The organism is Coleofasciculus sp. LEGE 07092, from assembly GCF_015207375.1.
Classification (GTDB): Bacteria; Cyanobacteriota; Cyanobacteriia; order Cyanobacteriales; family Coleofasciculaceae; genus LEGE-07092.
The window spans coordinates 24,574-37,637 of record NZ_JADEWY010000061.1 but is presented as its reverse complement, the minus strand read 5'-3'; the positions used below and the strand labels follow the sequence as shown (position 1 = coordinate 37,637).

The following is a 13,064-nucleotide window of genomic DNA, read 5'->3' as shown; positions in this document are numbered from 1 at the left end:
CTATGCACCACAAGGTCAAGTTCCCTTACCCCAATCCGTTAATTCCAATCCAGGAGTACCGATTAACTACAATCCAGCAACGGGGCAGTATTCCTATGCACCACAAGGTCAAGTTCCCTTACCCCAATCCGTTAATTCCAATCCAGGAGTACCGATTAACTACAATCCAGCAACGGGGCAGTATTCCTATGCACCACAAGGTCAAGTTCCCTTACCCCAATCCGTTAATTCCAATCCAGGAGTACCGATTAACTACAATCCAGCAACGGGGCAGTATTCCTATGCACCACAAGGTCAAGTTCCCTTACCCCAATCCGTTAATTCCAATCCAGGAGTACCGATTAACTACAATCCAGCAACGGGGCAGTATTCCTATGCACCACAAGGTCAAGTTCCCTTACCCCAATCCGTTAATTCCAATCCAGGAGTACCGATTAACTACAATCCAGCAACGGGGCAGTATTCCTATGCACCACAAGGTCAAGTTCCCTTACCCCAATCCGTTAATTCCAATCCAGGAGTACCGATTAACTACAATCCAGCAACGGGGCAGTATTCCTATGCACCACAAGGTCAAGTTCCCTTACCCCAACCCGTTAATTCCAATCCAGGGCAGCCGAACAACTACAACACAATCCTTGGACAGTCCCCCTCCTTCCCACAAACACCTCCTGCCCTACCTAACGCTCCCAATCCTAACCTTGCTCCCCCTCCAGGTTTAGGACAAGTACAGCCCAATCAAGACTCCTCCCTACTGCGGAGTACAGCGTTGAGAGAGCCATCATTACAGGTGCAAGGAACCTATGTTGTTCAGGGGGATTCATCCGTAGGACGGGCACGGCTGGCGGGACTCTATCCACTAACTCCCAAATTACTCTTTGGTGCCACTCTCGATCTAACGAGCGATGATAGTAGCTTGGCAGATTCTCCCAACCAAGGTTTGAACATCAACGAGCTTTACTTGGCTACGGCTCCTTTTGACGATTTGCCTAACCTACGCTTTGTAGTTGGTCAGTTAGACCTAACATCTTATTTTGATCGCAACAGTTTTGCCAAAGATGGAGTCACTCATTTCTTCAACGCCGCCTTTCAGACCAATCCAGCTCTGAGTGCGACTGGAATTGCATCTCATCCGGGATTCCTCGTTAACTGGACTCTTACTGATAATATTGAAGCCAAAGCTGCCGCCTTTTCGTCTTCTTCGAGTATAGGAGACTTCGCCTTAGATGGTTTTGCCGGCGAAATCGGCCTCCGCTATGGTAATGCTATTATTCGCGGCACCTATTCCACCTCTCGTGATGCAGGTTCAGATACGGGTTTCCAAGAAATTTTCTCAATCGCCAGGGGTGATGGAGAGGTTGGATTAGAGCCAGGAGACCGCGAAGAGGCTTACGGACTTAATGCCGAATACTTTATTCCTGAGTGGAATATGGGCGTATTTGGTCGCTACGGTCGGTATATCAACCGAGAGCTGGATGAGGCAGGTGATACCTACAGTTTCGGCGTCACGTTCTTGGATGTGTTTACCCAAAACGACCGACTGGGATTAGCTTACGGTCAGAATTTATCGAACAATCAAGGTCGAGAAAAACCAGACGTACTGGAGCTGTTCTACGATTTCCGGTTTTTACCCAATTTGCGGCTCGGGTTTTCGCTACAGCAGCGCGATGGTTTTTCTGAAACCGATGTCGGCGTGCGCGTGAAAACTGAGTTTGATGTACTGCCTAGAGAGTAATCGTTATTGGTCATTGAGCATTAGCAAACACCAACTGATAACTTATCTGTTACATCCGTTACGGAATCCGTTGCCACTCGCTGACTAAGGACAAATGACTAAGGACAAATGACTAAGATAATTGGGTTAGGGATAGCGGGACTTGCCGCCAGCATCCCGATAGTTTACATCATGCCGGCTGCCTACGCCCAAACCGTACCCGCAGCCGTTAGAGAAGGGTTTTCGCTCTTGGGTCAGGGACGGGTGCAGGATGCAATTGCTGCTTTTGAGCAAGCGGTGCAGCGCTATCCGCAATCTTTAGATGCCAAGCTCGGTCTAGCTATTGCCTATAGGCGGCAGGGATTAATTGAGCAAGCCTGGAATGCCTATCAACGGGTATTGGCTCAAGACCCAACCAACGAGCTAGCATTGAAGTCAATCGGTTTGTTTGGAACCTATCGATCGGAATGGCAAGTCCAGGGGATTGAAGCACTAACTACCTTGCTGAATCTTAATCCCAATGACACGGAAGCACGGGCGCTGCGGGCGCAGCTCTACGGCTATCAGCAGCGCTTTGCTGAGGCATTAGCTGACTATCAAATCGTACTACGAAGCAACACCACGCCGAACGTGCTCTTAGGTGCTGCCGAAACCTATACCAATAGTGGCAATCCTCAACAAGGACTGGAATTATTTAACCGCTACCTCGCCAGTGGCAATCAGATTACCGGATATCCGGCGATCGCTTATGCTAGTGCTTTACGAGAAACAGGCAATCCGGCTGGGGCGGTACAGGTTTTAGAAGCCCAACTCAGAGCGCCACAAACCTTACAAGACCCCAACTTAGCTATTTTGATCCGTGCTGCCCTTTCTCAATCTTATCTGGCTAATCAACAACCCAATGAAGCCCTGGCAGTACTAGCACCCTTGCAGGGCAACCCGAATGCTACCTTACCCCTAGCAAGATCACTCAATGAAATTCGCAATCAAACGGGTAATACTGCCCTTACTGAACAAGTTGCCAATCTCTACCGTCAAGCCTTAGCTCAAACTCCCAATCCAGAGCCGAGGCTGTTGCGGGAAATTGCGGATATCTTCAGTGGGATACCGGGCGAACAGCAAACGGCGCTGCAATTTTACCGACAATTGCTGGCACTCCAACCGAGCGATCGCAGTCTGTTAGTGAAGCAGGTAGCGTTGGAGAATGAGTTAGGTTTGATTTCCCAAGCTGAACTTCGAGCACGTTTGTTAAGTGCGCTGCAACCGCTTCCCACCGATCCCACCGAACTGCGACAGGTTGCCCAAAGTCTGGCAGCCATCGATCCGCCGGGACCAGAATTTCTACCCATCTACGCCAGCTTGCTTCAAGCAGGAGTTAACGCTCCCTTTTTGAATTTCCGAATTGCTCAACTGTTGCTACAAAACAACGATCTGTCAGGGGCAAGACGCGCTCTAGCCGCTTACTCGGCAACGCCGGAGGGAGCAAACGACCTTGCGCCCCAGTTACTAGCGGCGGAAATCGAGCGTCGGGAGGGCAACTTAGAAGCCAGCGCCCAGCGCTACCAAGGGTTAATTGCGAGTAACCCCCCCGACCGGGATATTCTCAATGCGGCTCTGCAAGGGCTTTCAGGCGTTCGCCTACAGCAGAATCGCCCCGTTGAGGCGCTAGCGGTTTTCGATCAATTAATTGCTCGAAATCCTCAGGATGCGACGCTCCAGCTTGCTCGCGCCAGCCTTGCCTATGAAGCGGAGTTAATTTCCGAGTCTCAAGCTGAAGCCGTTCTTAATTATTGGCTACAGACGCAACCGACGACGACTGCACCGCCGGAGTTATTTAATCTAGTGGCGGCATTACCCGCAGACCCTCGTCGAGAAGCACTCTACGATGCCTTGCTGCAATTTGATCCGAGCAACATACCCGTACAAATTCGAGCAATTCAAGCGATCGCTCAACGCAGTCCGGAGCAGGCACGGGTGCGGGTGGCGCAGTTAGTGGCTCGCGATCCCAGTAACATTCGCAGTTACTTCTTACAAGGGGAAGTAGCGCAAGCGATCGACGATCTGGATCTGGCAGAGCAGGCTTACGAGTTGATTTTATCAGCTCAACCTGATAATCGGGAAGCCTTATCAGCGTTGGGTGGCGTTCGCTTTAGACAGCGACGGTTTGAGGATGCAAGCAATTTGTATTCTCAAGCACTCGCTCTTAACCCGAATGATATAGGCATTCGTCAGGCACTAATTGGCTTAAAACGGGTACAAGATTTTCAGCTAGAGGCGCTTGCCGATCTTGAAGTGCTGCAAGTCGAACAAATTCAAAGAGGAGGAACAATTAGCGGCGAGTTATCCCGTCAGAGACAGCAAATCCAGGAGGATTTCCTGCAACGGCGGGGATTCCAACCTCCATGGGAACGGTATTAATCGACCAGTTCGAGAAGATGTTAATTTTAGTCGTATTCTTAAAATTTAGGGATTTGGCTCCAAGGCTTCAGCCCGTTCTAAAGGCTGTGGCTGTTGTGGTAGTTGTGTCAAATTTAACCGGCTGCGTTTCCATCTCGTTTACTGAAGAACCTGAAACGCCTTTATCGCCATCACCAACCACAACGGTTTCCCCGGTGGTAAGTTCACCATCTTTACCCACAGGAACCGCCAACCAGGATATACTCGAACAAAGCTGGGTCATCTACAAACAGCAATTTATTCAAGAAGATGGGCGAGTGATTGACTACGAAGCTAGCGATCGCTCTACCTCCGAAGGACAAGCTTACGCTATGCTCAGGGCTGTACTGATTGATGACCCTACTATATTTGCCCTTACTCTCGATTGGGCGGAAAAGAACCTCCATCGGCTTTCCGCTACCGGTGAACCCGTTGACCAACTTTGGGTTTGGCTGTGGGGTAAGGATAAATCTGGTAACTGGGGTTCAATCGACAGCAATTTTGCTAGCGATGCTGATATTGATGCGATTACGGCTCTGATTTGGGCGTCCCGCCGCTGGAATCGTCCCGACTACCTAGAGTTGGCTCAACTCAAGCTACAAGATTTGTGGGAATTGTCCACTGTAGCTGGACCCAAGGGGGAACGTTATCTTCTGCCAGGACCCAAGGCAGCCTTTGCGCCTTCTGCATCTACAATTTATCTCAATCCGTCTTATTTCGCCCCTTACGCTTTTCGCCTCTTTGCCCAAGTCGATCCCAAACATGACTGGCTGAGTTTGGTAGACAGTAGCTATCAAGTCCTCGAAAAGTCCTCCCAAGTTTCAACTGTAGGCTTGCCGAGTGACTGGATTGCCCTCAATCCCCAAACGGGTCAATTCCAACCCATGCCGTCTACCCACAAACTTCAAAGCGTGTATAGCTTTGATGCCTATCGGGTCTGGTGGCGCGTAGCTTGGGATGCCGACTTGTTTGGAGCGCCCGCAGCCCAGCGCTATCTCAATGAGTCCACCAAACTTCTCCAGACGCAATGGCGCTCGTCATCGCGCCTACCAGCTCGGATCGACCTACAGGGTAAATCTCTTGTGAATTACGAAGCCACTTCGCAGTACGCCATGCTATACCTTGCTCTGCGCTCAGTTAACCCCGATATGGCTCAACAGTTGCTCAAGCAAAAACTCTTGCCTCGATACAACCAGGGGATTTGGGATGATGAATCTGCCTACTATACTCAAAATCTCGCTTGGTTAGGGTTGCTACCTACCACTGTAATTAATCCCCAACTCCTAAAACCTTAGTAATTGTTGTCTCGGAGCAAGCAAGATAAAAGGATTATAAAGACCGGAGCGATCAATGTCAATTTTCCGGTGAATAATCTGAACAGCTCCCTCTTTTTTTCTCTCTAGACTCTCCTTGTCTTCTGCTGTAGGCGACTGCCTCAAGTCAGGCAGAATCTGAAGCTTGGCAAGTCTACTACAGTGAGACATCAAACAAAATAGCCAAAAAATTGGTTTGTACAGTTAACTAGGTATCCCCCCAAAAGAAAGTAAGATACACCCCTATGAAACGCTTGTTTCCCTACTCCAAACCCACACCCGCTACTGCCAATCGTAGGCGAAATCGTTCTAACCCTGCACCCGTCAAAACGCGATTGTGGCTGCTACTACTCTGTGGTGTCTTGATATTAGGGCTGGGGATGAGCGCCACCCTGGTATCAGCCCAAAGCGAGAGCGGCATCCAAGAGCAGGAAGACCAGTTAATCCGTGAGTATACCTTACCCAGTGCTCCCACTAAGACTCCAGTCTACAAGCCGCTTCCGGCTTCTCCCCCCAAAAAATCCAGTCCTCCCTCGACTCCAAAACAAACTGCACCCGCACCTGCACGGCAGCGAACCCAAAGCGCTCCACCCAAAAGAACTCCTGCTGCTCCAGCAACGGAAGCCCCAGCAACCGCACGCCCTTCTACAGCCGAGCCAGAACGTCCTTCGCGCCCAGCACCGGAAGCTGCAGAAGAGACTACAGCGACTGAAGACTTACCAACCGGCGAATACGTCCTGCAATTCAACCGCTCTCCGGTTGTGGGCAATCGTTTCCGTATGCGGGGTGTCTATTCCGAAGCCCGATTAGGCTTTACCCGTCCCCGTGGCTGGAAGGTACAATCGGCAAAAGCCTTGCTCCGGTTCCAACATTCGCCAGCCCTCATTGCCAGCCGCTCTAACCTGACAGTGCAGGTCAATGGCACAAGTATAGGTTCAGTGCCGCTCAATCGTCAGCAATCTCAAGTAGGCAGCGTGCTGTTTGAGGTTCCATCGCGGCTGATTCAAGACTATAACGAGCTTGTTATTGTAGCACGACAGAATAATGATCCAGAATGTAGCGACTCTGGCGATCCGACCCTTTGGACTGAAGTTCTGCCCGATTCAGAATTACAGTTTGAATACCAGCCCCAAGCTATCCCCCTGAACTTCAGTCGCTATCCCTATCCGTTCTTTGACGACCTGAGTTTAGATACCAACCGCATGACTTACCTGTTGCCGACCGCCAATGAAACTTGGTTAACGGCGGCGTCTCGCTTCCAGGCGGCATTGGGCAGAATGGCGGAGTTTCGCCCCATTGAGACTCGCCTCGTGCAAGATATTGAGGAAACAGAGTGGGGAGAGCGTTTGGTCATAATCGGGACTCCAGCCGAGCAACCCGCCTTAGAGGATTTAGACCTGCCCTTTACTATTGTTGAAAACCAAATTTTAGATGGAAATAAGGCTGCTCTACCTGGGGATGTTGGTGTTTTGATGATGACCACAACCCTCGATGGTGCGGTACCGGTATTAGTGGTCACGGGAAATAGTCCAGAAGGTGTTGCCAAAGCCGCACAGTTTTTGGTACAGCCAGATACGAGGAAGTTTGGTACAGGTCAGGCAGTTTTAGTGGACACACTTCCGGAGGTTAAATCACCCCCCCCCCGCCAGTGGACTGATTATTTGCCAATCGGCAATTCCTTTAAACTCAGCGAAATCAAAACCCAAGAGGATGGGAAACCTCTGCAAGATATCACGGTTCGGGGTTCTGCTTCCCCCCCCATCGAAATCGATTTTCATGCCTTACCCGACGACCAATTTACGCGGGGCAGTTCCATGAACCTGCGTTACAGCTACGGACCCCAAGTTAATCCCAGAACTTCTGCTATAGAAGTGTTATTGGATGGAGTATTTATTGGTGGAGCGCGATTAACTTCTGAAAAGGGTGCCAGAAACAAAAGCCTGAAGGTGGACTTGCCGGCTGACCTGATTACACCAACGTCCAAGCTGGAAGTAGCGTTCCGGCTCAACCCCAGAGAACCGGGAGTATGCGGTAAGGTAACAGACCAGCAACTGACAGGTACTCTTCATGCGGATACGAGTTTCGATCTCAATCGCCAACAATCCGTTCAACTGCCAGATTTGGAACTCTTACAGTCTGGGTTCCCCTTTGCCGCCCCTCAGGATTTATCGAAAACGGCAATTGTAGTGCCAGAATCTCCTACAGATACAGACTTGCTAACAATGCTGGCATTTAGCGAACGCTTAGGGCGACTGAGTAAGTCAAAGTCGATTCAACTGAGTGCTTACACAACGACCACATTGCCCCCTGAGGTTCTTAAGGACGAACATTTGGTGGGAATTGGTACACGAGAGCAATTTCCTTTTCCTGATGTATTGCAGTCTGGTGGCTTCCGCTTGCGGGATGCCTTTGCCCGTCAGTGGGGTCAAGGAAGCATCCAAACCCTGCCGGATAACGAAGGCTTGATTAAGGAAATTGTGTCCCCGAATAACGGCGAACGGGTACTTCTGGCTTTATCTTCTCAAACGGAAACAGGTTTAGAACGGGTGCGACAGATTCTGCTGAGAGACCCCTGGTTCTTCCAACTTCAGAAGGATACAGCACTCATTAGCAGCAATCAACAAGATACCGCTAGCTATGACCCCGATGCTTACAAGATAGAGTTTTTGGAACGCGCCCCCGCAACTCGTCGCATTGAAAATACCAGTCTGCTGGGTAAAGCCTCTCGTTTTATTCAGGACAACTGGTTCTTCTTACCTGCTGGGGTGTTTGCAATAGCAATCCTGCTGTACGGGATTTCCCAGCTCTATCTCAAACGCCTCAGCGATCAAAAGAGCCATTAGTTCTTTCTCCTTTGTCATTAGTGACTCATAAAAACTAATGACTAATAACCCCTGACCCACATTCTTGCAATGTCGTTTTCCTCCTTCAGATCCCGGTTGACGCAATTTCGTCCTCAGCGTCCTTTTGCAACCGACTGGCTTGTTGATATCCTGCCCCGGTCTTTTGACCGGGGACTAGAACGGTTGGGATTGAGCCATTTAAAGTGGCTCATTTTACTGCTGGTACTTGTAACGGTTCCCCTCATTGTTACACCCCTGAAAGTTTGGCAGCAGGGTGCTGTGGCGATCCTACTTTTGACAATTGGGCAGGTAGTCGTGCGAGCGGAGACAAAGACAAGTGACAAGCAAATCAGCGAATATTACCACCTATTTTTGGTCTGGCTGAGTCTTGTGACTACAGCCCGCTATCTGTTCTACCGTCTGAGCTACACCCTAAATTTCGATACCTGGATCAACGGCACATTCTGTGTGCTGTTGTTAACGGCGGAGCTGTATGCCATCCTGACCTTGGTTTTATCCTACGTTCAAACCGTTAAAATTCAAGACCGGGAACCGGTTGATCTCTCTGCCTATCCTCAAGACCAATGGTTTAAAGTCGATATCTATATTCCCACTTACAACGAAGATGTCGAAATTGTCCGCAAGACAGCATTGGGAGCCTTAGCAATCGACTATCCAGCGGACAAAAAACAAGTGTATGTCTTGGATGATGGCAGGGCTGAAAAGTATAAAGCCCGTCGGGAGAAGCTGCGCAAAATGTGCGAAGAAGTCGGCTGTACCATGCTGATACGGGACAATAACGAACACGCGAAGGCGGGTAATATCAACACCGCTTTTCGTCGCACGGGTGGCGACTTGGTGCTGATCTTAGACTGCGACCATATCCCCAGCCGACAATTCCTTCAGCATACAGTGGGCTTTTTCTTTGACCCGAAAGTAGCATTCGTACAAACTCCCCACTGGTTCTTTAACCCCGACCCCTTTGAGCGCAACCTGCGCACGGGTGGCAGAATTCCAGTAGGAAACGAACTCTTTTATAAGGTACTGCAAAAAGGTAACGACTTCTGGAATGCTGCCTTTTTCTGCGGTTCGGCAGCAGTCATTCGCAAAGAGTACGCGCTTCAGATTGGCGGGATTGCTACAGAGACAGTAACGGAAGACTGCCATACAGCATTTCGACTGCATTCCTTGGGATACAAGTCGATCTACTACGACAAAATAATGGTGGCAGGTCTGGCACCTGAAAACTTTGCCTCCTATGTAGGTCAGCAAGTGCGCTGGGCAAGGGGTATGGCTCAGATTCTGCGGATTGAAAACCCTGTGTTTAACCGCAAACTGAATCTGAGTATTCCGCAGCGGATTTGTTATTTTAGTGCGACATCGCACTTCTTCTACGGCTATCCCCGGTTGATGTATGCGATCGCTCCCACCCTATTTTTACTATTTGGCATCAACCCGATTTCGGGTTTGGGTTTAGAAACCGTAGCCTACGCCCTGCCCCATATTCTCCTCTCCCTGAATGCCAACTACATCACGTTCAAGCACGTCCGCTTCTCGTTCTGGAACGAGATTTTTGAATTCGTGATGGCGTTCCAGTCCGGGTATGTCACCCTCATGGCGCTGATTAACCCCAATCTGGGTTCGTTTAACGTTACGGACAAGGATATGACGTTAATCAAACGCGAATTCAGTCTGACGAACTTTGATTGGCAGTCCATGCGTGGTTTGTTGGGAATAACCGCGATTGTGATTGCGGGCTTACTTGCCGTTCCTTTTTGGTTGATCTTGCGACCGGAGGATGCAGAAGCCGTTTTGGTTAACGCCCTGTGGTGTATCTTCAACCTAATTCTCCTGATGGCAGCCTTGCTGGTTGGTTTTGAACAACCCCAAGAGCGTACCGCCCACCGCTTGGGGCGACGCCTGCGGACTACCATTTACAGTTACGACCAAAGCTGGAATGGTATAAGCCTAGATATGTCAGAAACAGGTGCTCGCGTCCTATTAGAAGGTCAACCCAATTTACCCGATGAAGTGGAAGTTGAATTGGTGGGGGATTTCGGAGCTAGGGCGTTTCTGAATGCGCAAATTATCCGGGGAACGCTGGTTGGTGATGATCAAACTGAGTTAGCAATTAAGTTTATCGAACCCACCCAGGCTCAACGAGATAATTTAGCGTTGGTAACGTATTCAGATGTCAACGAATGGTATTCCCAGAAGCGCGATTACGTTGATCGACCCCTAGAATCTTTGATATTCCTTGCCACGGGTTTATTACGGGTCTTCCAAGAGTTTAAAGTGGACAGAGCTCCGAAGGTACGCAAACGAGTAAACGCCGCAGGTCAGCTTTACTGGGATGGTGATTTTTATTTAGCGGCGGTTACTGCTATAGGAACCGCGAGTTTACGATTAGAATTAGATGACAGCATTACCTCCAATGCGAAATTGATTCAAGACCAAAACTTGCAGAAAATGCTGCAAGAAAAGCCGTTAATTGGCTTACTATTGAGTCAGAATGCTAGCAGTCAATCCCGAGAGCGCTTTTTAACTCAAATCTTATCCATAGAAGTCATTTCAGACAACAGCAGCTCTACGTCTCAAAAAGTCGCAATGGAGTTAGGTTTCCCAGAGCAGTTTAAAGATCGGCAAGCGGCTAAAATCAAACAATTGGTGAGAGAACTGCATTGATAATCTGTTCGTTTGATATCTGGCTTTGGGGGCGCTTGTCGCCCCCTGAAGTCTTTCAGAGAAAGTTTGAATCAGAAGCCCGATATTTAGCGGCTAATAGAAACAGCTTCAGGGGAGACTTGCACGTTGATATCCTTCGGTTTTACTTCAGTCGTTGGGTGTTTTGACCAAACTCGAATGCACCCCTTCAGAACTACAGGCACAGCGAAACCCTGCTAAAATCTGGCGAACACCTGGATAGTACCAATTACGAAAGCTCGATCGCATCGCCCATGGAGGAGTTGCCCAGCTACCCCCTTTAAGTACCCGGTGCTTTCCATCGAAATAAGCCTGAGAATAACCCCGGTAAGGATAGCTAGTAAATCCCTCGTAGTCGTCGAACCAACTGACCGTCCATTCCCAAACATTACCCAGCATATCGTAGCAGCCATAGACACTCTGCCCTGCTGGGTGAGCATTCACAGGCGTTGTTTGCCCAACAGTATTGCTATGATTGCACAGGCGATCGCTCGGTTGTACATCTCCCCAAGGATAGGTGCGACTGTGCCCAATAGCTGCATCCCAACTGGCAGCTTTTTCCCATTCCGCCTCCGTTGGTAATCGTTTACCGACAAACTTGGCATAGGCTTCGGCTTCATACCAGCTAACACCGCAAACAGGATGATTGTCCCACAGGGGGTTATCCGACCAGTAGAGGGGTTGCGCGACGGGGTTGTCCTGTAACCACTTCCACCCTGCCGCCGACCAAAAGCGATCGCTCTGATACCCCCCTGCCTCTATAAACCCTCGGTATTCGCCACAGGTGACGGGGTAGCAGTCAATCTGGTAAGCATCCAGGTACACCCGATGGCGCGGGCGTTCGTTATCCATTGCCTCAATCGATTCATTGCCCATCTCAAACTCACCCGCAGGAATTTCAATCATCCCTGCTGGAGGTTCCACAGGGGAGGGGAAGGTATGACTTCCAACCCACCTTTCTTGATGCCGTTCCCGAAGATGCCAGCGCTGCAATTGCAACACAAACCCAATGGTTTCAGAGTGCTGGCTTTCGTGCTGAAGTAGCCAGCGCCACAGGCGTTCCTGTTGGTCTAGGGGTGCGGTTTTTAAGTACGTGAAAACTTGAGTTCTGACGGTATCCAGGTAATGATAAATCTCTGATAGTGGTGGTAATTTTTCCCGTTCTTTTTTCGGTAAGCCGTCAGCCGCAAAGAGTTGATGATATTCAGAAAAGATTGGCTTCAAGCCAGCACAGCGCTGTAATATCCAGTAGGCTTCTGTAAAGGCAATATGACCTAAATGCCAACCTACAGGACTGAACTCGGAATGAGCTTGCCTGCGAAAGGTAACTTCATCAATCCCTTCAAAGAGTTCTAGGGTGCCAATGCGACACTGAACCATAGCATCGCGGATTGCCTCTCTCAGTGCATCAATGGATGTAAACTGCAAAATTTCCTCCCACCCCGATTGGGTTACTTTTTGAGCAACTGTTCTAGTTTCTGATAAATGGGGGTTTACCAGCAACAGAGGTGATGGGATACAGGGGAGTACAACGGCAGTGGATGTCTCTATTTTGCGTTTGTTTGGAGTTTTTTAAGTTTTTTATAAGTTTTACTAACTACTGATAGCGATCGCAAATAAACGTTCTTCAATTCACTCTTTTTAGATTTGGATATTAAACCCAGATCTATAAAGCATCCCCCAAAAGGATGATAATCATCAATAATTTTGATGGATTAAATTTACTAATAATTCCCGGAAAATACTAAACTATGGTGAAGTAAGCCATAGCCACGATTTTATTGAGTGCAATCAGTGGAGAGCGACCGTGACCGTATCTAAAGCAACCAATAATCAGTCAGGTAACTCCAAAAAAATTTTACTCAAGCGACAGTATAAAAGTTTGAAATCTGGAACAGAAGACAAATTTGAGGCGTGGATAAAAGCAGTAGATGAGTCCTGGACAGAAGAAATTTCTGCTTGTCTGCAAGGTAAATTTCCAGATTGGCGCCAGTAGTATCCGTTGATATCTGCACTCCTGTCAAACAAAAGAAAAGCGGACAGGCTAATCTAATA

The 13,064-nt window shown here is 49.1% G+C and carries 6 protein-coding genes and 1 pseudogene; 6 read left to right on the top strand and 1 reads right to left on the bottom strand.

The genetic code is table 11. The features are described 5' to 3' along the window. From IQ257_RS15860 to IQ257_RS15840, 5 genes and pseudogenes are all read left to right on the top strand, one after another. Positions 1-1,735 (top strand): annotated as a pseudogene (locus IQ257_RS15860) (hypothetical protein); the annotation flags it as partial. Between the two features lie 108 nt (positions 1,736-1,843). Further along, entirely contained in the window at positions 1,844-4,132 is a 2,289-nt protein-coding gene (locus IQ257_RS15855) for a tetratricopeptide repeat protein (RefSeq protein WP_193874194.1), read from the top strand. After that, a complete protein-coding gene (locus IQ257_RS15850) occupies positions 4,117-5,445 on the top strand; it encodes a glycosyl hydrolase family 8 (protein WP_228060752.1) in 1,329 nt (442 codons plus the stop codon). The genes IQ257_RS15855 and IQ257_RS15850 overlap by 16 nt, the downstream gene beginning before the upstream one ends. Positions 5,446-5,708: 263 nt before the next feature. Then, on the top strand, positions 5,709-8,306 hold the full coding sequence (locus tag IQ257_RS15845; RefSeq protein ID WP_193874195.1) for a cellulose biosynthesis cyclic di-GMP-binding regulatory protein BcsB: 2,598 nt from the start codon (positions 5,709-5,711) through the stop codon (positions 8,304-8,306). 69 nt (positions 8,307-8,375) lie between these two features. Next, the gene (locus tag IQ257_RS15840; protein WP_193874196.1) at positions 8,376-10,991 is read left to right on the top strand and encodes a glycosyltransferase family 2 protein; all 2,616 of its coding nucleotides are present in this window, start codon (positions 8,376-8,378) and stop codon (positions 10,989-10,991) included. A gap of 147 nt (positions 10,992-11,138) precedes the next feature. Here IQ257_RS15840 and IQ257_RS15835 read toward each other — a convergent pair whose 3' ends face one another. Beyond that, positions 11,139-12,437 (bottom strand): ergothioneine biosynthesis protein EgtB, encoded by a 1,299-nt coding sequence (locus IQ257_RS15835; RefSeq protein WP_228060751.1) that lies wholly within the window; start codon positions 12,435-12,437, stop codon positions 11,139-11,141. 379 nt (positions 12,438-12,816) lie between these two features. Here IQ257_RS15835 and IQ257_RS15830 point away from each other — a divergent pair, with 379 nt between their 5' ends. Next, complete coding sequence (locus tag IQ257_RS15830; protein WP_193874197.1) at positions 12,817-13,005, top strand: hypothetical protein; 189 nt, start codon at positions 12,817-12,819, stop codon at positions 13,003-13,005. The last annotated feature ends 59 nt before the right edge of the window (positions 13,006-13,064 follow it).

Bases quoted from the DNA above. Each gene is read 5' to 3' on its own strand.
- IQ257_RS15850 (WP_228060752.1), top strand. From the start codon at position 4,117: ATGGGAACGGTATTAATCGACCAGTTCGAGAAGATGTTAATTTTAGTC.
- IQ257_RS15855 (WP_193874194.1), top strand. From the start codon at position 1,844: ATGACTAAGATAATTGGGTTAGGGATAGCGGGACTTGCCGCCAGCATC.
- IQ257_RS15845 (WP_193874195.1), top strand. From the start codon at position 5,709: ATGAAACGCTTGTTTCCCTACTCCAAACCCACACCCGCTACTGCCAAT.
- IQ257_RS15840 (WP_193874196.1), top strand. From the start codon at position 8,376: ATGTCGTTTTCCTCCTTCAGATCCCGGTTGACGCAATTTCGTCCTCAG.